Annotated in this window: 21 protein-coding genes; 13 read left to right on the top strand and 8 right to left on the bottom strand. The window is 69.6% G+C overall.

Annotated elements, in window-relative coordinates:
• Window positions 1-102: 102 nt before the first annotated feature.
• The 4 genes from rplI to rpsF form a co-directional block, all read right to left on the bottom strand.
• Window positions 103-549, bottom strand: a complete 447-nt coding sequence (gene rplI, locus BU197_RS09100) for a 50S ribosomal protein L9 (RefSeq protein WP_188267730.1) — start codon at window positions 547-549, stop codon at window positions 103-105.
• 18 nt (window positions 550-567) lie between these two features.
• Complete coding sequence (rpsR, locus tag BU197_RS09105) at window positions 568-804, bottom strand: 30S ribosomal protein S18 (protein WP_003956534.1); 237 nt, start codon at window positions 802-804, stop codon at window positions 568-570.
• A 56-nt stretch (window positions 805-860) separates the two neighbouring features.
• Entirely contained in the window at window positions 861-1,457 is a 597-nt protein-coding gene (locus tag BU197_RS09110) for a single-stranded DNA-binding protein (protein WP_188267731.1), read from the bottom strand.
• A 72-nt stretch (window positions 1,458-1,529) separates the two neighbouring features.
• Window positions 1,530-1,820 (bottom strand): 30S ribosomal protein S6, encoded by a 291-nt coding sequence (gene rpsF / locus BU197_RS09115; protein ID WP_015034882.1) that lies wholly within the window; start codon window positions 1,818-1,820, stop codon window positions 1,530-1,532.
• Between the two features lie 280 nt (window positions 1,821-2,100).
• Here rpsF and BU197_RS09120 point away from each other — a divergent pair, with 280 nt between their 5' ends.
• From BU197_RS09120 to BU197_RS09130, 3 genes are all read left to right on the top strand, one after another.
• On the top strand, window positions 2,101-2,415 hold the full coding sequence (locus BU197_RS09120) for a hypothetical protein (RefSeq protein ID WP_188267732.1): 315 nt from the start codon (window positions 2,101-2,103) through the stop codon (window positions 2,413-2,415).
• Window positions 2,416-2,534: 119 nt separating this feature from the next.
• Window positions 2,535-3,653 carry a lipid II:glycine glycyltransferase FemX gene (locus tag BU197_RS09125; protein ID WP_188267733.1) on the top strand — a complete coding sequence of 373 codons (1,119 nt, stop codon included), beginning with the start codon at window positions 2,535-2,537 and terminating at the stop codon, window positions 3,651-3,653.
• A gap of 102 nt (window positions 3,654-3,755) precedes the next feature.
• Complete coding sequence (locus BU197_RS09130) at window positions 3,756-4,787, top strand: alanine racemase (protein ID WP_188267734.1); 1,032 nt, start codon at window positions 3,756-3,758, stop codon at window positions 4,785-4,787.
• 15 nt (window positions 4,788-4,802) lie between these two features.
• Here the strand turns inward: BU197_RS09130 and BU197_RS09135 are convergent, their stop codons facing one another.
• Both BU197_RS09135 and BU197_RS09140 read right to left on the bottom strand, forming a co-directional pair.
• Complete coding sequence (locus BU197_RS09135; RefSeq protein ID WP_188267735.1) at window positions 4,803-6,305, bottom strand: glycosyltransferase family 87 protein; 1,503 nt, start codon at window positions 6,303-6,305, stop codon at window positions 4,803-4,805.
• A 117-nt stretch (window positions 6,306-6,422) separates the two neighbouring features.
• A complete protein-coding gene (locus BU197_RS09140) occupies window positions 6,423-9,224 on the bottom strand; it encodes a transglycosylase domain-containing protein (protein WP_223182535.1) in 2,802 nt (933 codons plus the stop codon).
• Window positions 9,225-9,595: 371 nt separating this feature from the next.
• Between BU197_RS09140 and BU197_RS09145 the strand changes: the two genes are divergently transcribed.
• The 3 genes from BU197_RS09145 to BU197_RS09155 all read left to right on the top strand — a co-directional run bounded on the left by BU197_RS09145 (window position 9,596) and on the right by BU197_RS09155 (window position 12,755).
• Window positions 9,596-10,276 (top strand): PadR family transcriptional regulator, encoded by a 681-nt coding sequence (locus BU197_RS09145; protein ID WP_188267736.1) that lies wholly within the window; start codon window positions 9,596-9,598, stop codon window positions 10,274-10,276.
• A 49-nt stretch (window positions 10,277-10,325) separates the two neighbouring features.
• On the top strand, window positions 10,326-11,408 hold the full coding sequence (locus BU197_RS09150) for an inositol-3-phosphate synthase (protein ID WP_188267737.1): 1,083 nt from the start codon (window positions 10,326-10,328) through the stop codon (window positions 11,406-11,408).
• A 72-nt stretch (window positions 11,409-11,480) separates the two neighbouring features.
• A complete protein-coding gene (locus BU197_RS09155; protein WP_188267738.1) occupies window positions 11,481-12,755 on the top strand; it encodes an MFS transporter in 1,275 nt (424 codons plus the stop codon).
• Window positions 12,756-12,921: 166 nt separating this feature from the next.
• Here the strand turns inward: BU197_RS09155 and BU197_RS09160 are convergent, their stop codons facing one another.
• Window positions 12,922-14,388: a CCA tRNA nucleotidyltransferase gene (locus tag BU197_RS09160; protein ID WP_188267739.1), complete on the bottom strand. Its 1,467-nt coding sequence runs from the start codon at window positions 14,386-14,388 to the stop codon at window positions 12,922-12,924.
• A 256-nt stretch (window positions 14,389-14,644) separates the two neighbouring features.
• Between BU197_RS09160 and BU197_RS09165 the strand changes: the two genes are divergently transcribed.
• The 3 genes from BU197_RS09165 to BU197_RS09175 all read left to right on the top strand — a co-directional run bounded on the left by BU197_RS09165 (window position 14,645) and on the right by BU197_RS09175 (window position 21,448).
• Window positions 14,645-17,092 (top strand): DUF6049 family protein, encoded by a 2,448-nt coding sequence (locus tag BU197_RS09165; protein WP_188267740.1) that lies wholly within the window; start codon window positions 14,645-14,647, stop codon window positions 17,090-17,092.
• Between the two features lie 45 nt (window positions 17,093-17,137).
• Window positions 17,138-19,633 carry a murein biosynthesis integral membrane protein MurJ gene (gene murJ, locus BU197_RS09170; protein WP_188267741.1) on the top strand — a complete coding sequence of 832 codons (2,496 nt, stop codon included), beginning with the start codon at window positions 17,138-17,140 and terminating at the stop codon, window positions 19,631-19,633.
• Window positions 19,634-19,750: 117 nt separating this feature from the next.
• A complete protein-coding gene (locus BU197_RS09175) occupies window positions 19,751-21,448 on the top strand; it encodes a serine/threonine protein kinase (protein WP_188267742.1) in 1,698 nt (565 codons plus the stop codon).
• Between the two features lie 141 nt (window positions 21,449-21,589).
• Here the strand turns inward: BU197_RS09175 and BU197_RS09180 are convergent, their stop codons facing one another.
• Entirely contained in the window at window positions 21,590-21,925 is a 336-nt protein-coding gene (locus tag BU197_RS09180) for a hypothetical protein (protein WP_188267743.1), read from the bottom strand.
• A 343-nt stretch (window positions 21,926-22,268) separates the two neighbouring features.
• Between BU197_RS09180 and sigM the strand changes: the two genes are divergently transcribed.
• The 4 genes from sigM (at window position 22,269) to trxA (ending at window position 25,532) form a co-directional block, all read left to right on the top strand.
• A complete protein-coding gene (sigM, locus tag BU197_RS09185) occupies window positions 22,269-22,970 on the top strand; it encodes an RNA polymerase sigma factor SigM (protein WP_188267744.1) in 702 nt (233 codons plus the stop codon).
• On the top strand, window positions 22,967-24,046 hold the full coding sequence (locus BU197_RS09190; protein WP_188267745.1) for a hypothetical protein: 1,080 nt from the start codon (window positions 22,967-22,969) through the stop codon (window positions 24,044-24,046). The genes sigM and BU197_RS09190 overlap by 4 nt, the downstream gene beginning before the upstream one ends.
• A 138-nt stretch (window positions 24,047-24,184) precedes the next feature.
• Window positions 24,185-25,150, top strand: coding sequence for a thioredoxin-disulfide reductase (gene trxB / locus BU197_RS09195; RefSeq protein WP_188267746.1), 966 nt, complete (start codon window positions 24,185-24,187; stop codon window positions 25,148-25,150).
• 46 nt (window positions 25,151-25,196) lie between these two features.
• Window positions 25,197-25,532, top strand: coding sequence for a thioredoxin (gene trxA, locus BU197_RS09200; RefSeq protein ID WP_188267747.1), 336 nt, complete (start codon window positions 25,197-25,199; stop codon window positions 25,530-25,532).
• The last annotated feature ends 269 nt before the right edge of the window (window positions 25,533-25,801 follow it).

A 25,801-nucleotide genomic window follows, 5' to 3' on the forward strand; every position in this document is an offset into this window, starting at 1 on the left:
CCGCGTTTCACGTGAAACGCGGCCAGCCGACACAGCGGAAGGGCCGCACCCCGAGGGGTGCGGCCCTTCCTCACTGCTGAGCGCAGACTGCCAAGGGCAGCGTTACGCGGCGACGACCTCGACGCCGAGCTTCGCGGCAACCTCGGGGTGCAGACGCACGGACACCTGGTGCGAGCCCAGGGTCTTGATCGGCGAACCGAGCTCGACACGACGCTTGTCGACCTCGGGGCCACCCGCGGTCTTGATCGCCGTGGCGATGTCGCCCGGGGTCACGGAGCCGAAGAGACGGCCGGCGTCGCCGGAGCGAACGGCCAGACGCACCTTCGTGCCTTCGAGCTGGGCCTTGATCTCGTTGGCCTGCTCGATGGTCGCGATCTCGTGGATCTTGCGGGCGCGGCGGATCTGCGCCACATCCTTCTCGCCACCCTTGGTCCAGCGGATCGCGAAACCACGCGGGACCAGGTAGTTGCGAGCGTAGCCGTCCTTGACGTCGACGACGTCGCCAGCGGCACCGAGGCCAGAGACCTCGTGGGTCAGGATGATCTTCATTAGTCGGTCACCCTTTCCTTATCGCGCGGTGGACGTGTAGGGCAGCAGCGCCATCTCACGGCTGTTCTTCACGGCCGTGGCGACGTCACGCTGGTGCTGCGTGCAGTTGCCGGTCACGCGGCGGGCACGGATCTTGCCGCGGTCGGAAATGAACTTCCGCAGCATGTTCGTGTCCTTGTAGTCCACGTACACGGTCTTGTCCTTGCAGAACGCGCAGACCTTCTTCTTAGGCTTGCGCACAGGCGGCTTCGCCATGGTGTTTCTCCTGTGTGATCAAGAAGTGGGGGTACGAGCTGCTTCCAGGGCGTGCCCTAGAAGGGGGGCTCGTCCGAGTAGCCGCCGCCGGAGTTTCCACCCCAGCCGCCGCCTCCGCCGCCCTGCTGCTGGCCGCCGGAGGAGGGACCGCCGGTCGCCCACGGGTCGTCGGCGGGAGTACCGCCGCCGCCCTGCTGGCCACCGCCGCCGCCGCCGGAGTTTCCACCCCAGCTGCCGCCTCCGCCGCCCTGCTGCTGGCCACCGCCGTAGCCACCCTGGCCGCCTCGACCGGTGGTCTTGGTGACCTTGGCCGTGGCGTTCTTGAGGCTGGGGCCGACTTCCTCGACGTCCAGCTCGTAGACCGTGCGCTTGACGCCCTCACGGTCCTCGTAGGACCGCTGCTTCAGTCGGCCCTGCACGACGACGCGCATGCCTCGCTGGAGCGATTCGGCGACGTTCTCCGCCGCCTGACGCCAGACCGAGCAGGTCAGGAAGAGGCTTTCGCCGTCCTTCCACTCATTGGTCTGACGGTCGAAGGTGCGGGGAGTGGACGCGATACGGAACTTCGCGACCGCCGCACCGGACGGGGTGAAGCGCAGCTCGGGGTCGTCGACAAGATTGCCGACGACCGTGATGACGGTCTCGCCTGCCATGGGGTACCTCTCGGCGGGATTGCTTCTGGCTGCTTTTTGCTACTCGAACCCGATGACCTCTGAGCGGGAAGCTCAGTGGGTCTCGGGGCGGAGGACCTTGGTCCGGAGGACCGACTCGTTCAGGTTGAGCTGGCGGTCGAGCTCCTTGACGACCGCAGGCTCGGCCTGCAGGTCGATGACCGAGTAGATGCCCTCGGGCTTCTTCTTGATCTCGTAGGCGAGACGACGACGGCCCCAGGTGTCGACCTTCTCGACCTTTCCGTTGCCCTCACGGACGACGGAGAGGAAGTTCTCGATCAGCGGGGAGACAGCGCGCTCCTCGAGATCGGGGTCGAGGATGACCATCACCTCGTAGTGACGCATGTGGAACCCACCTCCTTTGGACTCAGCGGCCACGGTCGTTCCGTGGCAGGAGGGTCGTGATGCGTAGCAACGGTATCCACCGCCATTGGCGGGCTCCCCGGGAACGGGGATACCGCCGGATCCAGGATGGACCAGGGCAGACACCGGTGCAGACCGTACAGAGTACCCGCACATCGGCCTCCGGTTGAAATTCGCCGGTGGGAGGACGCAATCTGTACACAACGGACATGGGCGGCGCCAGGATGCGCCGCCCTCCGGCAGCCACGCCAGGAGGTGCCCCATGGCACAGGCAATGCGACCCAACCCCGGCCACTCCCTCCTCTCGACCGACGGCAAGCCCCACCCGCTCCAGGACACCCTGGTCGGCGTGACACTGGTGCTGGGCGTCCTCGCCTTCGTCACCGCGCAGTTCCACCATCTGCACCTGCTGAGTTCCTGGTCAGGACTGATCGGCATCCTGACCGGCGGCTACGGGCACTACATCTCCGTGACGACCCGCGAGCGCTTCCTGCTGGTCCTCGGACTCGGCGCCTCGGCGGTGGGCTTCTTCCTCGGAATGGCCCACGGCGGACTCTTCGGCGGCGTCATCAGCTGAGCCGAACGGCACGTCAGGGCGCACGTGCCCATTCGGGGCGCTCCCCGGTCACAGTAGGCTTCGGCGCGAGAGCCGGAGCCCCTGACCGATGGGGACACACCTGCCGAGGAGCGCCCCGCATGAGCCTGACCCTGAGGACCATCAGCCGTGAGCAGCATCTGGCATTCATCCAGAGCCAGCCCTCGGCGAGCCACTGCCAGGTCCCGGCGTGGGCTGATGTGAAGACCGAGTGGCGCTCGGAGAACCTCGGCTGGTTCGACAAGACGGGCGAGCTGGTCGGCGCGGGCCTCGTGCTCTACCGCCAGCTCCCCAAGATCAAGCGCTACCTCGCCTATCTGCCCGAGGGCCCGGTCATCAACTGGTACGCGCCGAACCTCGACGACTGGCTCCAGCCGATGCTGGCGCACCTCAAGCAGCAGGGCGCCTTCTCCGTGAAGATGGGCCCGCCCGTCGTCATCCGGCGCTGGAACTCGGCCGCCATCAAGTCCGGCATCCAGGACCCGGACGTCAAGCGCCTCAAGGACGTCGAGGCCTCCCACATCGAGCCGCGCGCCTTCGAGGTCGCGGACCGGCTGCGGAAGATGGGCTGGCAGCAGAGCGAGGACGGCGGCGCCGGCTTCGGCGACGTGCAGCCCCGCTACGTCTTCCAGGTGCCGCTGGCGAACCGCTCGCTCGACGATGTCCTCAAGGGCTTCAACCAGCTGTGGCGCCGCAACATCAAGAAGGCCGAGAAGGCCGGTGTCGAGGTCGTCCAGGGCGGCTACGAGGACCTGGCCGAGTGGCAGCGCCTCTACGAGATCACGGCCGTCCGCGACCACTTCCGGCCGCGCCCGCTCTCGTACTTCCAGCGCATGTGGACCGTCCTCAACAACGAGGACCCCAACCGCATGCGGCTGTACTTCGCCCGCCACGACGGCGTGAACCTCTCGGCGGCCACGATGCTCGTCGTGGGCGGGCACGTCTGGTACTCCTACGGCGCCTCCGACAACATCGGCCGTGAGGTCCGCCCCTCCAACGCGATGCAGTGGCGGATGCTCCGCGACGCCTACGCGATGGGCGCGACCGTCTACGACCTGCGCGGCATCTCCGACTCGCTCGACGAGAACGACCACCTCTTCGGACTCATCCAGTTCAAGGTGGGCACCGGCGGCGAGGCCGTCGAGTACGTCGGCGAGTGGGACTTCCCGCTGAACAAGCTGCTGCACAAGGCGCTCGACATCTACATGTCCCGTCGCTGACCCCTGTCGTGCCGCCGACGTTTCCGTAGTCTCGTACATATCTCGGGCTCAACGTTCTCCTCGCTGAGTCACCGCTGCCATCAGAAAGGTTCCGGGCCGGCCATGGCGCTCTCCCTCTACGTCGACACCGCTCGCTGGCGCGCGCACCAGAAGAACGTCATCGACCAGTTCCCCGGGGTGATCCCGGTCTGCAAGGGCAACGGCTATGGCTTCGGCCATGAGCGCCTCGCGGACGAGGCGGCCCGGTTCGGTGCCGACATGCTCGCCGTGGGCACCACGTACGAGGCCGCGCGCATCAAGGACTGGTTCAGCGGCGATCTGCTGGTCCTCACCCCGTTCCGGCGGGGCGAGGAGCCGGTTCCGCTGCCCGACCGGGTCGTCCGTTCCGTGTCGTCCGTCGACGGCGTGCACGCCCTCGTGGGCGCCCGGGTCGTCATCGAGTGCATGAGTTCGATGAAGCGGCACGGCGTCCGCGAGGAGGAGCTCCAGCAGCTCCACACGGCCATCGAGGACGTACGCCTTGAGGGCTTCGCGCTGCACCTCCCGCTGGACCGCCCCGACGGCACCGACGCCGTCGAGGAGGTCATCGGCTGGATGGACCGGCTGCGGGCCGCCCGGCTGCCGCTGCACACCATGTTCGTCAGCCATCTGCGGGCCGAGGAGCAGGCACGGCTCCAGCAGCAGTTCCCGCAGACCCGCTTCCGGGCCCGGATCGGCACCCGGCTCTGGCTGGGCGACCACGAGGCCACGGAGTACCGGGGCTCGGTCCTCGACGTGACCCGGGTGGCCAAGGGCGACCGGTTCGGCTACCGCCAGCAGAAGGCCGCCTCGGACGGCTGGCTGGTCGTCGTCGCCGGCGGCACCTCGCACGGCGTGGGCCTGGAGGCGCCCAAGGCGATGCACGGCGTCATGCCGCGCGCCAAGGGCGTCGCACGGGCGGGCCTGGCCACCGTGAACCGCAACCTGTCGCCGTTCGTCTGGGACGGGAAGCAGCGCTGGTTCGCCGAGCCGCCGCACATGCAGGTGTCGATCCTGTTCGTGCCGGCGGACGCGCGGGAGCCCCGGGTCGGCGACGAGCTGGTGGCCCATCTGCGCCACACGACGACGCAGTTCGACCGGCTCGTGGAGCGCTGAGCCGGCCGGATCCGCTCACCCCCGGGAGCCCTGCTCCCCGGGGGTGCCCCAGGCCACTCGGGACATGCCGTCCCCGGCGGGGGCCAGGGGTACGGCCCTGCCCGCGGCGACGACGTCCTCGGCACCGTCCAGGACGCCTCCCGAGGGGTCGTCCGCGCCGTCCTGCCGGACGGGGTCCTTCTCGGGCCTGAGGATGTCGCGTACGACCAGCACGCACAGGTACAGCGTGCCGAGCAGGTGCAGGACGATCGCGAACTGGTAGCCGTCCGCCGGCAGGCCCTGCTTGCCGCCGCTGGTCGTGAACGCCAGGTACATCCAGACGCCGAGGAAGTACGCGACCTCGCACGCCTGCCAGATCAGGAAGTCCCGCCAGCGCGGCCGGGCGAGGACCGCGAGCGGCACCAGCCACAGCACGTACTGCGGCGAGTAGACCTTGTTGGTCAGGACGAACGCGGCGACGATCAGGAACGCCAGCTGGGCGAGACGGGGCCTGCGGGGCGCCGTGAACGCCAGGTAGACGAGTCCGGCGACCGCCATCAGCATGAGCGTCAGCGCGTACAGGTTGGCCCGGTCCGGCGGGATCGCGCTGCCCGTGCGCTGGCTGATCAGCAGCCAGACCGAACCGAAGTCGACGTTCCGGTCCACGCTGAACAGATAGAACTGCTTCCAGCCCTCGGGGGCCATCACCATCACGGGCAGGTTGACCGCGAGCCACGCCCCGGCGGCGGCCAGCGCGGCGGTGGTGAACTCGCGCCACTTCCCGGCCCGCCAGCAGAGCAGGAGCAGCGGGCAGAGCAGCAGGACGGGATAGAGCTTGGCGGCGGTCGCCAGACCGAGCAGGACGCCGAAGGCGAGCGGCCGTTCCCGCGACCACATCATGAGGGCGGCGGCCGTCAGCGCGACGGCCAGCAGGTCCCAGTTGATCGTGGCGGTGAGCGCGATGGAGGGCGCGAGGGCGACGAGCAGACCGTCCCAGGGGCGCAGCCGGTGCGTACGGGCCACACAGACCGCGAGGACGGCCGCGCAGATCATCAGGAGCCCGGCGTTGACGAGCCAGTACCCCTGTTCGCGCTGCATCGTCTCGCCGCCGCCCGGCGTCAGCCAGGCCGCGACCTCCATGAAGAGACCCGTGAGGACGGGGTACTCCAGGAACGGTATGTCGCCGCCCAGCCGGTCGAAGTAGGGCACCAGGCCGTCCGCGAAGCCCCGTCCGGTGAAGAGGTGCGGGATGTCGGAGTAGCAGGCGTGGGTGTACTGGGAGGTCGTGCCCCGGAACCAGGCCCAGTTGTAGCAGGGCAGTTTCTGCACCATGCCGAGGGCGAACATGCCGAGGGCCACGAGGACGATCACCCGGACCGGCGTCAGCGGTCCGGTGCCGGGCGCGGCCCGGCGCCCGTAGGGGCCGCCGATCAGTTCACTGCCCGCGGCGGCCACTTCGTCCCGGTGGGTGGGGTTGACCGTCCGCGAGCGGCCCTGCGGCCGGTCCTGCGGCGCGCTCGTCTTCTGGAGGCTCGGCATGGGGGACATCCTGCCGTACGTGCCGGGGAAAACGGCGAGGGCCGCCGCGACCGGCCCCGTACACGAGGTACGGAGCGACCGCGACGGCCCTTGGTGAAGCGTCCTGCGGGGACCCGGTCAGGGGACCCAGGACCCGTCGTTGCCACCGGGCTTCCCGGGTCCGCCGCTCCCGCTGCCGTTGCCGTTCCCGTTGCCGGGGCCGGGCCCGGTCTCGGTGTCGTCCGTCGGCGTATCGGTCGGCTGGGGCGACTCCGTCTCGGGCGCCGTGGTGGGCGGGCCACCGGTGTCGCCGCCCGGATCACCCGGATGGTTGCACTCCCAGTCCCAGATGTCGCACGTCGTCTTGCCCGGCTTCGGCGTCTTGGTCACCGGGGGGGTCGTCGTCGGCGTGGCCGGGGGAGTCGTCGTCGGCATCGCGGACTCGGTGGGAGTCGGCGTGGGCGTCGGCGTCGGCGACGGGGTCGGGCTGGTGGCGCCGCCGCCGAAGACGGGCTCGGCGTTCTCCAGGTCCATCGGCTCGGGGAACTTGACCAGCGGCATGCCCTCGACCGCCGTGGTCATGTAGTCCTTCCAGATCCGCGAGGGGAACGACGAACCGTGGATCTTCGGCTGATCGCCCGTGCCGTACATCTCCTCGAACACGCGGTCGGTCTTCGTGTCGTCGTCGGAGAAGCGGTACATGTCGATCGCGGTCGACAGCTGCGCGGTGTAGCCCACGAACCAGGCGGACTTGTTGCCGTCGGTCGTACCGGTCTTGCCGGCCACGGCGCGCCCCGGGATCGCGGCCTTGCGGCCGGTGCCCTGCGGGTCCTCCACGACGTCGCGGAGGACGTCGGTGACGTTGCTGGCGATGGCCGGCGAGAAGGCGCTCTTGGGCTGGGCCTTGTGCTCGTAGATGGTCTTGCCGCCCTGGACGACCTTCGTCACCGAGAAGGGCTCGTTCTGCTGGCCCTTGTTGGCGAAGGTCGCGTAGGCGCCCGCCATCCGGATGGCGCTGGGGCTGGAGGTGCCGAGCGAGAACGAGGGCGACTCGCCCTTGACCAGCGACTCCTGGCGCAGACCGGCCGCGACGGCGCTCTCGCGGACCTTGTCGATGCCGACGTCCATGCCGAGCTGCACGTACGGCGAGTTCGCCGAGTGGATCATGGCCTCGCGGAGGGTGATGTTCCCGTAGCTCGCGCCGTCGTCATTGGTCTGGAGCCACTCCTTGCCCTTCTCGTCGTGCCAGACGTCGCCGTTGTAGCGGTGGACCCGCAGCTTGTCCTGGCCGGAGTAGAGGCTCTTGTCCGGGTCGACGATGGTGCGCGTGGACTCGTCCTGGGCCGGACCCAGCTCCTTGTCCCGCACGCCGTACTTCATCGCGGCGGCCAGGACGAAGGGCTTGAAGGTCGAGCCGACCTGGGCGCCGGTCGGGTCGGCGTTGTTGGTGAAGTGCTTGGTGGCGTCGACGCCGCCGTAGAGGGCGACGATGGCACCGGTCGCCGTGTCCACCGTGGCCCCGCCGAACTGCACGTCGGTGTCGGTCTTCGGGCGCTTCTCGGGGTCGATGTGCTCGTCGAGGATCTTGGTGACGGACTTCTCCAGGGCCTGCACCTTCGGCTTCTGGAAGGTGGTGTAGATCTCGTAGCCGCCGCGCTCCAGCTCCTTGGCGCCGATGCCCTCGGTGTTGTTGCTGATGAAGTTGCCCTTGGCCGTGCTGACGAGGTAGCCGATCTGGCCGGTCAGCTGGGCGTCCTGCTTGCGCTGCTTGACCTTGGGGAAGGTCGTGTACTTGGCGCGCTCCTCGGCGGAGATCTTCTGGTCCTTGACCATCTCGTTGAGGATCCACTTCCACCGCTTGGTGGCGCGTACGAGGTTCTTCTCCGGGGTGGCCTCGGGGTCGATCTCCGGGTAGCCGCCCGGGTCGTAGTACGTCGCGCCCTTCAGCACGGAGGCGAGCAGCGCCGCCTCGCTCGCGTTGAGGTCCTTCGCGTCCTTGTCGAAGTACGCGCGGGCGGCCGCCTGGATACCGTAGGCACCGCGACCGTAGTACGCGGTGTTGAGGTACCCGGCCATGATGTCGCGCTTCTCCAGCTTGTTGCCGACCTTCATGGAGATGAAGAGTTCCTTCACCTTCCGGCTGACGGTCTGCGACTGGTCGTTGAGCCGGTTGTTCTTCACGTACTGCTGGGTGATGGTCGAACCGCCCTGGGTCTCGCCGCCCTTGGCCATGTTCCACACGGCGCGGCCGATGCCCATCGGGTCGATACCCGAGTCGTCCCAGAACGTCTTGTTCTCGGCCGAGACCACGGCCTCCTGCATGACCCTCGGGATCTGCTCGATGCCGACGATCTGCCGGTTGGCACCGCTGCCGGTCGCGATCATGCGCGAGCCGTCGGCCCAGTAGTAGATGTTGTTCTGCGAGGTCGCGGTCGCGTCTTCCTTCGGGATCTCCACGGCGGAGTACGCGAAGAACGCGCCGCCCATCAGGACACCGACGAAGAGCATGAACGTGCCCGTCACGAGCTTCCACGACGGCATCCAGCGGCGCCAGCCGCGCTTGCCGTAGCGGGGGTAGTCGATCAGCCGCTTCCTGCCCGGCGGGCGCCCCCCGCCGGAGCCCCGCCCCGGACCGCTGCCGCCTCCGCCACCTCGGCGGCCACCGCCGCCGGAGCCACCGCGTCCACCACCGGGACCCGCGTCGGCTCCCCGCCGACGTCCGCCACGCTGGGCGGCCCGGCGGGCCTCCGCGCGGCCCCCGTAGGGACGCGGCTCCTCTCCGGCGGGAGGCGGAGGTCCGTACGAGGCCGACGGGGCCTCCATACCGACGTCATGGGCCGGGGCCGACCTGTGGCCCGGCTGCTGGGCAGCGCGCCGTGCCGCCGCGCGACCGCCCGTGGGCGGCTGCTGCGGCGGCATTTTGCGACGATGCTCGCTCATCGAACGACTACTCCTCGGGCAGGCGCGTACGCCTGGAAGCGGCAGGTGAGTTCCGGTCCCCCCGAAATACGCACGGCCGGAGCCCCATCGGAGGCCCTTCCGTATCGCAGCCGGTCATCCGGAGCACTGACGCCCCACGGCATCTCTCGGTTCCCGGTGCTCTGCATGCCGCACAGACTACGCACGGCCAAAACCTGCCTAGGACCGGACTTCACCCCAAATCAGGCAAGTCGATCGCCATGAATTGATGATGTGACGCCGGTCACGGCGAGCCCACTTGTCGGGATCTTGAGCCCGTTCTATCGTGCTGATGTATCGAGTCGATACATCAGCACGGCATAAGGGCCCCGAAGGCGGAGAGGAGACGACGAATGAGCAGACGCTCCGGCATCCTCGAATTCGCCGTCCTCGGCCTGCTGCGCGAGGCCCCGATGCACGGGTACGAGCTGCGGAAACGCCTCAACACCTCGTTGGGCGTCTTCCGGGCGTTCAGCTACGGGACGCTCTATCCCTGCCTCAAGACGCTGGTCGCCAACGGCTGGTTGATCGAGGAACCGGGCAGCGCCCCCGAGGACGCCCTCGCCGCCTCGCTCGCCGGACGCCGGGCCAAGATCGTCTACCGGCTGACACCGGCGGGCAAGGACCACTTCGAGGAGCTTCTCTCCCACACCGGCCCGGACGCCTGGGAGGACGAGCACTTCGCCGCACGCTTCGCCTTCTTCGGTCAGACCGAGCGCGAAGTGCGGATGCGCGTCCTGGAAGGCCGCCGCAGCCGGCTTGAGGAGCGCCTGGAGAAGATGCGCGCCTCGCTGGCCCGGACCCGCGAGCGTCTCGACGACTACACGCTTGAGCTACAGCGCCACGGCATGGAGTCCGTGGAGCGCGAAGTGCGCTGGCTGAACGAGCTCATCGAGAGCGAGAGGGCGGGACGGGATCAGCGATCCGGCCCCGGCACCACCGCTCTGCACGACAACGATTCTGGAGAGACGGGCGGCCTGCCCCGGCCCGGGGGCAGTACCCGGCCGGATCCGTCCGACGACACCACCAAGTGAAACCCTGCGCACAGGCAGGGCTTCCACGATCACACAGGGAGCAACCGGAATGGGTTCGGTTCGCGTAGCCATCGTCGGCGTGGGCAACTGCGCCGCCTCACTGGTGCAGGGCGTCGAGTACTACAAGGACGCCGACCCGGCGGCCAAGGTCCCCGGCCTGATGCACGTGCAGTTCGGCGAATACCACGTCGGTGACGTCGAGTTCGTCGCCGCCTTCGATGTCGACGCGAAGAAGGTCGGCCTCGACCTCTCCGACGCCATCGGTGCCAGCGAGAACAACACGATCAAGATCTGCGACGTCCCGAACAAGGGCGTCACGGTCCAGCGCGGTCACACGCTCGACGGTCTCGGCAAGTACTACCGCCAGACCATCGAGGAGTCCGCCGCGGAGCCGGTCGACGTCGTCCAGATCCTCAAGGACCGCCAGGTCGACGTCCTCGTCTGCTACCTGCCCGTGGGCTCCGAGGCCGCGGCGAAGTTCTACGCCCAGTGCGCCATCGACGCCAAGGTCGCCTTCGTCAACGCCCTCCCGGTCTTCATCGCCGGCACCAAGGAGTGGGCCGACAAGTTCACCGAGGCGGGCGTCCCGATCGTCGGCGACGACATCAAGTCGCAGGTCGGCGCGACCATCACGCACCGTGTGATGGCCAAGCTGTTCGAGGACCGCGGTGTCCGCCTTGAGCGCACGATGCAGCTCAACGTCGGCGGCAACATGGACTTCAAGAACATGCTGGAGCGCGACCGCCTGGAGTCCAAGAAGATCTCCAAGACCCAGGCCGTCACCTCGCAGATCCCCGACCGCGAGCTGGGCGAGAAGAACGTCCACATCGGCCCGTCGGACTACGTGGCCTGGCTGGACGACCGCAAGTGGGCGTACGTCCGCCTCGAAGGCCGTGCCTTCGGCGACGTCCCGCTGAACCTCGAATACAAGCTTGAGGTGTGGGACTCCCCGAACTCGGCCGGTGTCATCATCGACGCCCTGCGCGCCGCGAAGATCGCCAAGGACCGCGGCATCGGCGGCCCGATCCTCTCCGCGTCGAGCTACTTCATGAAGAGCCCGCCGGTCCAGTACTTCGACGACGAGGCCCTGGCCAACGTCGAGAAGTTCATCAAGGGCGAGGTCGAGCGCTGAGGTTCCGCGCTCGCGTCGAAGGTCCCCGGGGCACCGCCCCGGGGACCTTCTCCGTATGTGAGTCTTGCTGCCATGTCCGTCGTACGTGATCTGCGCGTACTCCTGCGCCTGACCGACTTCCGCCGCCTGCTCGCCGTCCGGCTGCTCTCCCAGTGCGCCGACGGCGTCTACCAGGTGGCCCTGGCCACGTACGTCGTCTTCTCCCCCGAGAAACAGGCCTCCGCCGCCGCGATCGCCTCCGCCATGGCGGTCCTGCTGCTCCCGTACTCGCTCGTCGGGCCCTTCGCCGGAGTCCTGCTCGACCGCTGGCAGCGCCGCCAGGTCTTCCTCTTCGGCAACCTTCTGCGTGCCCTGCTCGCCTGCGGGACCGCCCTGCTCATCCTCGCCTCCGTCCCCGACTGGCTGTTCTACGCCTCCGCGCTCTCCGTCACCGCGGTCAACCGCTTCGTCCTCGCGGGGCTCTCCGCCGCGCTCCCCCGTGTCGTCGACGAGGAACGGCTCGTCCTCGCGAACTCGCTCTCCCCCACCGCGGGCACCCTCGCCGCGACCCTGGGCGGCGGCCTCGCCTTCGGAGTCCAGCTGCTCGCCGGACAGTCCGACGCGGCCGTGGTGGGCTTCGGAGCCGTTCTCTACCTCTGCGGCGCCCTCGCCTCGCTCCGCATGCCCCGACAGCTCCTCGGTCCCGACCCGGGCGCCGTCTCCCCGTCCCTCGGCTCGGCCCTGCTGTCCACCGCCCGGGGCCTCGCCGCCGGAGTCCGGCACCTCTCCGAGCGGCGGCCCGCCGCCCGCGCCCTCGTCGCGGTGACCTTCATGCGCTTCTGCTACGGAGCCCTGTTCGTCACCGTGCTCATGCTCTGCCGCCACGCCTGGAGCACCACGGAATCCGACGGGCTCGCGCTGCTCGGCCTTGCCGTCGCCACCTCCGGCGCCGGTTTCTTCGCCGCCGCCCTCCTCTCCCCCTGGGCGGTGGGGCGGCTCGGCCCCTTCGGCTGGATGACCCTCTGCGCCGGCACGGCCGCCGTGCTGACGCCGGTGCTGGGCCTGACCTTCGCCCCCACGCCGTTCCTGATCGCCGCCTTCGTCCTCGGGCTCGTCACCCAGGGGAGCAAGATCGCCACGGACACGGTGGTCCAGACATCCGTGGACGACGCCTACCGGGGCCGGGTCTTCTCGCTGTACGACGTGCTGTTCAACGTCGCCTTCGTGGGCGCGGCGGGCGTCGCCGCCCTGATGCTGCCGCCCGACGGCCGGTCCACCCTGCTGATCGTGCTGGTGGCCGCCGTCTACGCGGCGATCGCGCTGGCCCTGCGTGGCGAGCGCGGTGCTCACGCGGGCTCCGGGTCGTGAGCACGGCGATCACCTGGGCTCTGCGCGGCGAGCGTGCCAAGGGATGACGTTTCACGTGAAACCCGAAGGGTGTTTCACGTGAAACGCCCCTCGGGTCTTCGGCTCCTCAGCCCCTCCGGTGCTCTGTTTCACGTGAAACAGAGCACCGGAGGGACCGGGTGGGGGCTCAGCTCTGAGCGGCCCACCACTCCTTGAGCGCGGCGACGGCCTGCGCGTGCTCCATCGGGCCGTTCTCCAGACGAAGCTCCAGCAGGAACTTGTACGCCTGGCCGATGGCTGGTCCGGGGCCGATGCCCAGGATCTCCTGGATCTCGTTGCCGTCGAGGTCGGGACGGATCGAGTCAAGCTCCTCCTGCTCCTGGAGCTGCGCGATGCGCTCCTCCAGCCCGTCGTAGGCGCGGGAGAGAGCGGTCGCCTTGCGCTTGTTCCGGGTGGTGCAGTCGGAGCGGGTCAGCTTGTGCAGCCGCGAGAGCAGCGGTCCGCCGTCACGGACGTAACGGCGCACGGCCGAGTCGGTCCACTCGCCGGTCCCGTAGCCGTGGAAGCGCAGATGCAGCTCCACGAGCCGGGAGACGTCCTTGATCATCTCGTTGGAGTACTTGAGGGCGGTCATGCGCTTCTTGACCATCTTGGCGCCCACCACCTCGTGGTGGTGGAAGGAGACCCGGCCGTCCTTCTCGAAGCGCCTGGTCCGGGGCTTGCCGATGTCGTGGAGCAGGGCCGCGATCCGCAGTACCAGGTCGGGCCCGTCCTCCTCCAGGTCGATCGCCTGGTCGAGAACGGTCAGCGAGTGCTCGTAGACGTCCTTGTGCCGGTGGTGCTCGTCGCTCTCCAGCCGCAGCGCCGGAAGCTCGGGGAGGACGTGGTCGGCGAGACCGGTCTCCACGAGGAGCCCGAGACCCTTGCGGGGGTGGGCGGAGAGCAGCAGCTTGTTGAACTCCTCGCGGATGCGCTCGGCGGAGACGATCTCGATCCGGCCGGCCATCTCCGTCATCGCCGCGACGACCTCGGGAGCGACCTCGAAGTCCAGCTGGGCGGCGAACCGCGCGGCCCGCATCATCCGCAGCGGGTCGTCGGAGAAGGACTCCTCGGGCGTGCCCGGCGTCCGCAGCACCCGCGCCGCGAGGTCCTCAAGACCGCCGTACGGGTCGATGAAGCGCTTCTCCGGAAGGGCCACCGCCATCGCGTTGACCGTGAAGTCACGGCGGACGAGGTCCTCGTCGATGGAGTCGCCGTAGGAGACCTCGGGCTTGCGCGAGGTCCGGTCGTACGCCTCCGAGCGGTAGGTGGTGACCTCGACCTCGAAGCGCTGCACCACGTCCCCGACCCGGGCTTCCTTCTGGCAGCCGACGGTCCCGAAGGCAATGCCGACCTCCCATACGGCGTCGGCCCACGGACGGACGATCTTCAGTACGTCCTCGGGGCGGGCGTCGGTGGTGAAGTCCAGGTCGTTGCCGAGCCGGCCGAGCAGCGCGTCGCGGACCGAGCCGCCGACCAGCGCGAGGCTGAACCCCGCCTCCTGGAAACGGCGGGCGAGGTCGTCGGCGACGGGGGACACGCGCAGCAGCTCGCTGACCGCGCGGTGCTGCACCTGGCTCAGTGCAGTCGGGGTGTCTTCGTTGGCGTTCGGCACAACAGAAAAGGGTACGTGCCCCGGCTCGCGGCGGTGTCCCCGTTTTCCCCGGGCGCGGCGCCCGGAGCGGCCCGCCGGGGGAGGATCGAAGATCGCCCGCCGCGTCCGGACCGGACCGGCCGGACCCGAACGAAGATCGTCCGGAGCACTCCCCGGCACTTGCCCCCAGCGTGCCTCGTTACCATGCCTGGACACAGCAACCGGGAAGCACCCACCCCCACTGACATCACGGACAACGACGAGGACGGGCGAACGCGTGGCCGAGGCGGCAGACATCCAGGGAACCGGTCCCTCACCTGCCCGCCGATGGCTGCGGCGCACCCTCACCGTCGCCGTCGGCGCGCCGCTCCTCGCCGGACTGCTCCAGATGCCGACGCTCACCACCACGGCGTCCGCCGCCGAGAACGCGAGCGGCTCCAAGACCGTCGATGTGTCCCTCGCCACGCTCAGCCCGACCGCGCCCGTCGACGGGGACACGGTCACGGTCACCGGGACGGTCACCAACCGGAGCAAGCAGCCCGTCACCGACGCGACCGTGGATCTGCGGGTCGGGCCCCGGATGACGAGCCGCAGCGAGATCGACCAGGTGGCACAGCGCACCGGCTACCGGGACGACAGCGACCCCGCCCCGCTCGAAGACGGACCGACCCTGAAGATCCCCCGGCTGGGCGCCGGTCTGAGCACGGACTTCTCGCTCTCCGTCCCCGTCTCCGAGCTGGGGCTCGACGACCCGGGCGTGTACCAGCTGGGCGTCTCCCTCACCGGTCGGACCCCGGACCGGCGCTACGACCGGGTCCTCGGCATCGAGCGGACCTTCCTGCCCTACCAGCCCGACCCCACCGAGAAGAAGACGCAGCTCACCTACCTGTGGCCGCTGATCTCCTCCGCCCATGTCTCCGCGGAGACCGCCACGGACGACCAGCAGACCCCCGTCTTCGAGGACGACGCCCTGGCCGCCGAGCTGAAGCCGGGCGGGCGCCTCGACGAGCTCGTCACGCTCGGCAAGGACCTCCCGGTCACCTGGGTGATCGACCCGGACCTGCTGGCCTCCGTCGACGCCATGGCCAACGGCTACCGCGTCAAGGAAGGCTCCCTGCACGTTCCCGGCAAGAACCAGGCCCTCGCCGAGCGCTGGCTGGACGCCCTGGAGAAGGCGGTCCAGGGGCACAAGGTCGTCGCGCTCCCCTTCGCGGACCCGGACCTCGCCTCCCTGGCCCACCGGGGCAAGGACGTGCCCGGCTCGCTCGAACACCTCCAGTCGGCGACCGCGCTCGCCGAGATGACGGTCGAGACCGTGCTGCACACCCAGGCGTCCGCCGACTTCGCCTGGCCCGCCGACGGGGCCGTCGACCCCTCCATCCTGTCCGTCGCGACCTCCGCGGGCGCCGACAAGGTGATCGCCCGCAGCGACAGCGTCCGCGACGACCTCTCCTACACGCCGACGGCCGCCCGGCCCTTCGGCGACGGCAGCACCACCGCCGTGGTGAGCGACGCGCTTCTCTCGACCGCCTTCGAAGGCGACATGCTCCGCGCGGAGAACTCCACGCTCGCGGTCCAGGAGTTCCTGGCCCAGTCCCTCGCGATCACCCTGGAGCAGCCGGAGGACCAGCGCAGCATCGTGGTCGCCCCGCAGCGGGTGCCGAGCGTCTCGCAGGCCCGGACCATGGCGACCGCCTTGAAGGGGCTCTCCGCCCGCCGCTGGATCCAGCCGAGCGACCTCCTCGCCGCCGCCGCCGCCAAGCCCGACCCGGACGCCTCGACCAAGGTGCCCGGCGGCTCCCGCTACCCGAAGAAGCTGCGCGACCGGGAGCTGCCCGTCCAGGCCTTCCGCGACATGAAGACCACCCGCGACGAGCTGGACGACTTCAAGGTCGTCCTGACCCAGCCGGACCGCGTCGTGACCCCCTTCAGCAACGCGATCAACCGCGAGATGTCGACCTCGTGGCGGGGCCAGGCGAGGGCCGCCGCGCTCTACCGGATCAACGTCCTGGAGTATCTACAGACCCTCACCGAAGGGGTGGAGCTCGTCGACAAGTCGGACCTCACCCTCTCGGGCCGCAGCGCCACGATCCCGGTGACCGTCCAGAACAAGCTGCTGCAAGGCGTGGACGGCCTGGTCCTGCGCCTCACGTCGAGCAACAAGAGCCGGATCAAGCTCAACGGCGACGAGGGCGTCGCCGAACTCCCGGTGAAGGTCAACGGCGGGCACAGCCAGTCCGTGAAGTTCACCGCGACCGCCAGCGTCAACGGCCAGGTGCCGATGACCGCCCAGCTCTACACCGAGGACGGCACGCCGTACGGGCAGCCGATGACGTTCATCGTGAAGGTCTCCGAGATCACCGCCACGGTGATGCTCGTGATCGCCGGCGGCGTCCTGCTCCTCGTGCTGGCCGGCGTACGGATGTACACCCAGCGCAAGCGGGTGGCCGCCCGCAAGGCCGAGGCCGGGACGGACGGGCCGGAGTCCGGCGCGGGGGCGGCCGACGCCGGGGCGGCGGAGCCCGAGGCCGGGAGCACGGAGCCCGGGGCGGACGCGGGAAGCCCTGTCCCGGACGAGGGCGCGGACCCCGTTCCGGGCACGCCCGCCGAGACGGTGCCGGAGCAGGCGGCCGGGGACGAACCCGAGCAGCCGAGTGACCCGGGACCGGACACCGGGTCCGAAAGCGGCGACCCGTCGGGCCCGGGTGAGAAAGTGGACCGTTGAGCTATGTCGTGGCCGGTCGGCCGGGGACGATGAGGTGGGGTAACCATGAACGCGCCGTACGACGGTGACCGCGGCCAGGGCGCTGATGGCGCCGCGCCGTCCGGTGGGACGCCCGCGACACCCTCGGACCCCGGCCACGCGCAGGCCCCACCGCCGCAGGAGCAGAACCCCTACGCGCAGGGCGCCCACCCGCAGGACCCCCACGCCCGGCCCCAGGGCCCGTACGACCCGAACGCGTACCCCCAGGGCCGGAGCGCGCAGGGCCGGTACCCCCAGGACCAGGGCGGCCGGAACCCGTACCCGCAGGGCGGCAGCGGCCAGGGCCCGTACCCGCGAGGCCAGGCCCCCCAGGGCTACCCGCAGGGACAAGGCGCCCAGGGCCAGAGCGCGTACGGCCAGGGCGGCCAGAGTCCGTACGGCCAGGGGCAGGGCCAGTACGCCCCGAACCCGTACGGGCAGAACCAGTACGGGCAGAACCAGTACGGGCAGGACCCCTACGTCCAGGACGCCCTCACCCACGACCCGTACCGGGCCCGGGACCTCTCCGCGCAGGACCCGGTGACCGAGGCGCTCTACGACCGCGCCGCGCACCCGCCGCCTCCGCCCGGCACCTACCAGGAACCCCAGCCGCTCTACGCCCAGCCGGCCACGCCCCAGCACGCGCCCGACCCCCGGGTCTGGGCGCAGACCCCGGCACCGGAGCCCGACGGCACCTCCCGGCACCTCCCGTACGGCGACGACGCCCGCACGGTCCAGTTCACCGGCGTCGACGACCTGGTGACCCGGGCCGGCGAGGAGACTCCCGAACCGGACGCCTTCGCGCACCTCTACCGCGACCAGCAGACCCCCGGCCAGGTGCCGCCGCCCGCCCCGGAGCCGGACCCGCTGCCCGCACCCCCGGCCAAGAAGTCCGGCCGTGCCTCCGGGGTGCTGAAGTCGAGCGCGGTGATGGCGGCGGGCACCCTCGTCTCCCGGCTCACCGGCTTCGTCCGCAGCCTGGTCATCACCGGCGCGCTCGGCGCCGCCCTGCTCGGCGACACCTTCACCATCGCCTACACGCTCCCGACGATGATCTACATCCTCACCGTCGGCGGCGGCCTCAACTCGGTCTTCGTCCCGCAGCTCGTCCGCTCGATGAAGAACGACGAGGACGGCGGCGAGGCCTACGCCAACCGGCTGCTCACCCTCGTCATGGTGGCGCTCGGCCTGATCGTCGCCCTGGCCGTCTTCGCGGCGCCGCTGCTCGTCCGGCTGATGTCGAACACCATCGCCGACGACGCCGCCGCCAACAGCGTGGCCGTGACCTTCGCCCGCTACTGCCTGCCCACGATCTTCTTCATGGGCGTGCACGTGGTGATGGGGCAGATCCTCAACGCCCGCGGCAAGTTCGGCGCGATGATGTGGACCCCGGTCCTCAACAACATCGTCATGATCGTCACCTTCGGCCTGTTCATCTGGGTCTACGGCACCTCCGCCGAGTCCCACATGGGCGTGCAGACCATCCCGGACGAGGGCATCCGGCTCCTTGGCATCGGCACCCTGCTCGGACTCGTCGTCCAGGCGCTCGCGATGATCCCGTACCTGCGCGAGACGGGCTTCCGCTTCCGGCCCCGCTTCGACTGGAAGGGCCACGGGCTCGGCAAGACGGTCAAGCTCGCCAAGTGGACCGTGCTCTTCGTCCTCGCCAACCAGGCCGGTGTCCTCGTCGTCACCCAGCTCGCCACGGCGGCCGGTGAGGAGTCCGGGGTGAACGGCGCCGGTTTCCTCGCGTACTCGAACGCCCAGCTGATCTGGGGCATGCCGCAGGCCATCATCACGGTCTCCGTCATGGCCGCGCTGCTGCCCCGGATCTCCCGCGCCGCCCACGACGACGACCCCGGCGCCGTACGCGACGACATCTCGCAGGGCCTGCGGAACTCCGCCGTCGCGATCGTCCCGGTCTCCTTCGCGTTCCTCGCGCTCGGTGTCCCGATGTGCACCCTGCTCTACGCCTCCAGCGGCGTCGAGGCCGCCCAGGGCATGGGCTTCATCCTGATGGCCTTCGGCCTCGGCCTGATCCCCTACTCCGTGCAGTACGTCGTGCTCCGCGGCTTCTACGCGTACGAGGACACCCGGACGCCCTTCTACAACACGGTCATCGTCGCCGCCGTCAACGCGGCCGCCTCGGCCCTCTGCTACGTCGTGCTGCCCGCCCGCTGGGCCGTCGTCGGCATGGCCGCCTCGTACGGTCTCGCCTACGCCGTCGGCGTCGGCATCGCCTGGCGCCGCCTCCGCAAGCGGCTGGGCGGCGACCTCGACGGCACCCATGTGCTGCGGACCTACGCCCGCCTCTGCATGGCCTCCGTGCCCGCCGCGATCGTCTCCGGCGCCCTCGGCTTCGGTCTGCTGAAGGTCCTCGGCGAGGGCGCGCTCGGCTCGCTCGTCGCCCTGATCGTCGGTGGGGCGACCCTCCTCGGCGTCTTCTTCCTCGCCGCCAAGCGCATGCGGATCGCGGAGCTGAACACCCTGGTCGGCATGGTGCGAGGACGCCTCGGACGCTGATCGGACGGTGCCGCACAACCTTCGGGGGGAGCCGCGTGTCGTGCATAGAGTCCGACTGTGGGCACAATTGGCTTGGCTGTTGGATCTGGCGCAACGGATGGGGAGGCAGGAACGACGGTGGCGGAACGTAGCACGGCTGCCGTCGACGTGGCCGACAACAGCGGTGACGACCCGCTGACCGCCAAGGCGGACACGGCCGCGACCGACGGGGTGGCGGACAAGCAGAAGACGGCGGACACCATCGCCGAGGCCACGGAGAAGAAGGCGGTCGAACGACAGAGCGGCGAAAAGCCCTCCCTCACGGCTCCCGAACTGCACAGCGGCCACAAGCTGGCCAGACGCTACCGACTTGAGGAGTGCGTCACCCGACTGGACGGCTTCAGCAGCTGGCGTGCCGTCGACGAGAAGCTACGTCGCGCGGTCGGAGTCCATCTGCTGCCCGCCGACCACCCCCGGGCCCGCTCGGTCCTGGCGGCGGCCCGCTCCTCGGCCCTGCTCGGCGACCCCCGGTTCGTCCAGGTCCTCGACGCCGTGGAGGAGAACGACCTCGTCTACGTCGTGCACGAGTGGCTGCCCGACTCCACGGAGCTGACCGCACTCCTCGCGACCGGCCCGCTGGAGCCCCACGACGCCTACCAGCTCGTCAGCCAGGTCTCCCAGGCCATGGCCGCCGCCCACCGCGAAGGCCTCGCCCACCTCCGGCTCACCCCGAGCGCCGTCCTGCGCAGCTCCACCGGCCAGTACCGCATCCGGGGCCTGGCCGTGAACGCCGCCCTGCGCGGCATCACCGCCGAGCGCCCCCAGCGCAGCGACACCGAGGCCATCGGCGCCCTCCTGTACGCCGCGCTCACCCAGCGCTGGCCGTACGACAGCGACGCCTACGGCCTCTCCGGACTCCCCAAGGGCATCGGGCTGCTCCCGCCCGACCAGGTCCGGGCGGGGGTCCACCGGGGTCTCTCCGAGATCGCCATGCGCGCCCTGGCCAACGACGGGGCCACCGCCTCGCGCCAGGAACCGCCCTGCACCACCCCGGACGAGCTGGCCAAGGCCGTGGCGGCGATGCCCCGGGTGAAGCCGCCGGAGCCGGAATTCACCGCGCCGCCCGAGTACCAGCGGACCACCTACCAGCAGGGCACCTACGGCCGCCCCCAGCCGCACCCCGCGGCCACCCAGCCCGTGGTCGTCCCGCCGCCCCCGTTGCACAGCCGCACGGGCCGGGCGCTGAAGTGGGCCGTCTCCGCCCTCCTCATCGCCGCTCTCGGCCTCGGCAGCTGGCAGATCGCCGACCGGCTGCTCCACCAGACGGACACCGTCGAATCCCCTCAGCCGAGTCAGCCGCCTGTCGACGACGACGAGAAGAAGCCCCGGACGGGCGAGCACATCCCCATCGTCGACGCACAGGACTTCGACCCGCTCGGTGACGGCTCGGAGAAGCCTGATCAGATAAAGAACACCTACGACGACAACCCTGACACCTTCTGGCAGAGCGACTGGTACGCGACGTCGGACTTCGGCCGGCTGAAGTCGGGCGTGGGCGTCGTCGTCGATCTCGGCAAAGTCCAGCAGGTCGGAAAGGTGACCGTTTCCTTCATAGGAGATACGTCAGTCGAGCTTCGCACCACTGCCGACGAAACCTCAAGGCCCATATCTTTCGACGCCTACAGCAAGGTCGCGGAGGGGACCGGGACGACGGTCACGCTCAAGCCCGGCCAACCCCTCAAGTCGCGATACCTCCTCGTCTGGCTGACCGACCTGCCGCAGTCGGACGACGGCCGATTCCGCGGCCGGGTCGTGGACATCAAGGTGACCAGCTAGCCAGGAACTGCGGAAGGGATACCGAGGAGACCGGGGGCGTATCCCTTCCGCACGGTGATCGGGTTCGGTTCAGCCACGGCCCTGCTTCGCTGTTTACAGATCACGTCTTCCTCAGCCGTGCGTTTCCCCAGAGGCAGGGGCTCACTGGTCCTCAAGGTACTGGAGCGAGAGCTTCAACCCCTCTTCACCAAAGATTTCGGCCTGAGCCACACCCACGCATCCGCCCTTCCGTCCTTCGATCGGCTTTCCCGTTTTCGCCGACCTTCCCGTGTAATCCTCCATCTCACGGGGCGAACAGGGCGGGTCACCGCCCTTCTCATCATCGGACTCAGGCTCGAACGGAGAGTGATAGCCCCACTTCCGCGCAGTGGCCGCTTCGATGACGCCGCATATCCCCCCCCCGTTCACCGGGCGGGAATCATCTATCCGGCTCTCGCGGTATGCCCATTCGCGCCCCAGACCTACCACAGACTTCATCTCGGGAATTTCAACCACTTCTGCCGGAGCACCGCCTGGCTTGATCCGCTCCGCAGCCCGACCAGAGCCACCCGGCGAAGAACATGCGGCCAGGACAGCGCAAGCAATCGACGCCAGAACCAAAGCCTTGGGGTTTCTTTTCACCCTCACTCTGCCCACCATCTCGAAGATCCCCCCTCCCTATATGCAGATGTGCCGCCCGGACCTCCGGCAAGATTTCCCAATATCGCCGCACAGCATGTAACTCATTACCAGACAAGAGGGCATGATTCGCGCCTGCGTATGTACATGTCCTCAAAACCCCTATAGGGTCCATGAGCTGAGAGTTCGGGGGTGGAACCGTATGCCAGGTGAGCACCATGAGATCCCTGACCACACTCTTCTGACGTTGCACGTCTCAGGAGACCCCGACGCCTTCGGTGAGCTGGTGCGGCGGCATCGTGACCGGCTGTGGGCGGTGGCCCTGCGCACCCTGGGGGACCGCGAGGAGGCCGCCGATGCCGTCCAGGACGCTCTGGTCTCCGCCTTCCGGTCCGCTCACACCTTCCGCGGGCACTCCGCCGTCACCACCTGGCTGCACCGCATCACCGTGAACGCCTGCCTCGACCGGCTCCGCAGGACCGCCTCCCGCAGGACCTCGCCCGTCGACGACGACGCCCGGTTCGAGCAGCTCCTCGAACCCCACGAGTCCGCCGAGGCTCCGGCCGTACGCCAGGATCTGCACCGGGAGATCCTCGCCGCCCTCGCGACCCTCGCCCCCGACCAGCGCGCCGCTCTCATCCTGGTCGACATGCAGGGATACCCCGTGGCGGAGGCGGCCCGTATCCTCGGCGTCCCCACCGGCACCGTGAAGAGCCGTTGCGCACGCGGGCGGGCGCGTCTGCTGCCGATGGTCACTCATCTGCGCACCGGCACGGTGGGTAACGAGCCCCCTGAAGGGGGAAGGAACCGGACGCCGGGGACATCCGTCCCACCGGCGCCGGGACCGATGGATGCCGGACCGACTGATCCAGCTGCCGTGAAGGGCGGAGGTGGGCGCGCGTGACTCCCACGGCCGGCAGGGCCGACACCACACAGCACCCGGACGTCTCGGAGATCTCCGACCTGACCGAGGGGCTCCTTCCGCCGAGCCGCTCCTCCGTCGTCCGTCGGCATCTGGACGGCTGTGCCCTCTGTGCCGACGTGCGGTCCTCCCTGGAGGAGATCCGGGGGCTGCTCGGCACCCTGCCCGGCCCACCGCGCATGCCCGCCGAGATCGCCGGCCGGATCGACGCCGCCCTCGCCGCCGAAGCCCTCCTCAGCGCCACCACTCCCGGGGACGCCGCTCCGGGCGAGGCCGCTCCCGGGGACGCCACCCCCTCCCCGAGCACCGGCACCAGCACCAGCACCAGCACCAGCACCAGCACCCCAGCAGAAGCCCTCTCGGGGGACGACGACGCCCGGGAGAGCGAGAACCCTCCGGGGAACGACGACGCTGTTTCACGTGAAACAGCGCCCACCCCGGCGAAGACCTCCCCCTCCGCCCCCTCGTCCCCCAGCGCCGGACGGCCCGCAGGCCGTTCCGGCGGAGCCACCGGGCCCGGTCGCGGCAGGCGGTCCCGACGCCGCCGTGTCGCCCTGCTCTCCGCCCTCGGCACCGCCTTCGGTGCCCTCGTCATCGGCACGAGCCTGTACATCAGCGGCCCCACGGACGGCGATGCCACGGCGGCGGACACCATGGCGTCCCAGACGGCCGCCGGAGCGGTCCTGAGCCGGTTCTCCGGGGCACCGGTCGAAGACCGGGTACGCGCCCTTCTCCACCAGGACGACACCCGCGCCGCGCCCCGGGTCGTCGGCCCCGAGTCGATGTCCGGCGACACCTCGGGCGCCGCGCCCCAAAATGAGAAAGGGGCCGTCCCCGGCTGCGTCCTGGCGGGCACCGGCCGGACCGACCCGGTCCTGGGCCGAGAGCGCGGCGAGTACCGGGGAACGCCCGCCTATCTGCTCGTCCTGAGCGATCCCACGGACGGCGACCGGGTCCAGGCCTATGTACTCGACGCCTCGTGTACCGACGGCCCCGGCGGCGGGGCCGGAAGTCCGGCCGCCCCGGTGCTGTTCAGCGAAACGTACCCTCGCTCCTGACCTGCGCTTCCCGCCTCCCCCAGAGCCGTGCGGCGGTCCCGGGAATGCATGCCCCTTAGTATCCGTTGGGTGGGGTGAGAGTGACCGAGAGAACCGCCCCTTAGGCAGTGGCAGTCTGCAGAGACGAGGAAGAAACCCGTGAGCGACGTCCGTAACGTGATCATTATCGGCTCGGGGCCCGCGGGATACACCGCAGCGCTCTACACCGCCCGAGCGTCGCTGAACCCCCTGGTCTTCGAAGGTGCCGTCACCGCCGGTGGCGCCCTGATGAACACGACCGAGGTCGAGAACTTCCCCGGCTTCCGCGACGGCATCATGGGCCCCGACCTCATGGACAACATGCGGGCCCAGGCCGAGCGCTTCGGCGCCGAGCTGGTCCCCGACGACATCGTCGCCGTGGACCTGACCGGTGACATCAAGACCGTCACCGACACCTCCGGCACCGTGCACCGCGCCAAGGCCGTCATCGTCACCACCGGCTCTCAGCACCGCAAGCTCGGTCTTCCCAACGAGGACACTCTCTCCGGTCGCGGTGTCTCCTGGTGCGCCACCTGCGACGGCTTCTTCTTCAAGGACCAGGACATCGCCGTCGTCGGCGGTGGCGACACCGCGATCGAGGAGGCCACCTTCCTCTCGCGCTTCGCCAAGACCGTCACGATCGTCCACCGCCGTGACACCCTGCGCGCCTCGAAGGCGATGCAGGAGCGTGCCTTCGCCGACCCGAAGATCTCCTTCGCCTGGGACAGCGAGGTCACCGAGATCCACGGCGACCCGAAGCTCACCGGTGTGACCCTGCGCGACACGAAGACCGGCGAGACCCGCGCGCTGCCCGTCACCGGCCTCTTCATCGCCGTCGGCCACGACCCGCGGACCGAGCTGTTCAAGGGCCAGCTGGACCTGGACGACGAGGGCTACCTCAAGGTCGCCGCCCCCTCGACCCGGACGAACCTCTCGGGTGTCTTCGGTGCCGGTGACGTGGTCGACCACACCTACCGTCAGGCCATCACGGCCGCCGGTACCGGCTGCTCCGCCGCCCTGGACGCCGAGCGCTTCCTGGCCGCCCTCGCCGACAGCGAGAAGCTGGCCGCGACCCCCGCAGTCTGACCCGACTCACCCCACCCCTACACCCCACGAATTCAAGGAGGCCGCTGTGGCCCTCAAGTCTGTGACCGACGCTTCCTTCGACGAGGACGTCCTCAAGAGCGACAAGCCCGTCCTGGTGGACTTCTGGGCTGCCTGGTGCGGCCCGTGCCGTCAGATCGCCCCGTCCCTTGAGGCCATCGCCGCCGAGCACGGCGACTCGATCGAGATCGTGAAGCTCAACATCGACGAGAACCCGGGCACCGCCGCCAAGTACGGCGTCATGTCGATCCCGACGCTGAACGTGTACCAGAACGGCGAGGTCGTGAAGACGATCGTCGGCGCCAAGCCGAAGACCGCCATCCTGCGCGACCTGGACGCCTTCATCGAGCCGACCAAGGCCTGAAGCTCCTCGCGTTTCACGTGAAACGGCGTGCGCGTTCCACGTGAAACAGAAACGGCCCGTCCCCACTCGGGGGCGGGCCGTTCGCGTGCTCCAGGCACCAGGCTGCGGAAAGCAGGGCTTAGAGGAGCTAACAGAAAGCTTTGTTGAACCCATGTCTCCTTCCTCGGTTGCTCGTTGAGCGGGTTATGGGGAAGGGGAAGGGGCCTCCGTGGGTGGTGTCGGATGATCTGTGGGGGCGGATCGAGCCGTTGCTGCCGGTCAGGCAGCGC

The sequence above is a fragment of the Streptomyces sp. CBMA291 genome (assembly GCF_014596525.1).
Taxonomy (GTDB): Bacteria; Actinomycetota; Actinomycetes; order Streptomycetales; family Streptomycetaceae; genus Streptomyces.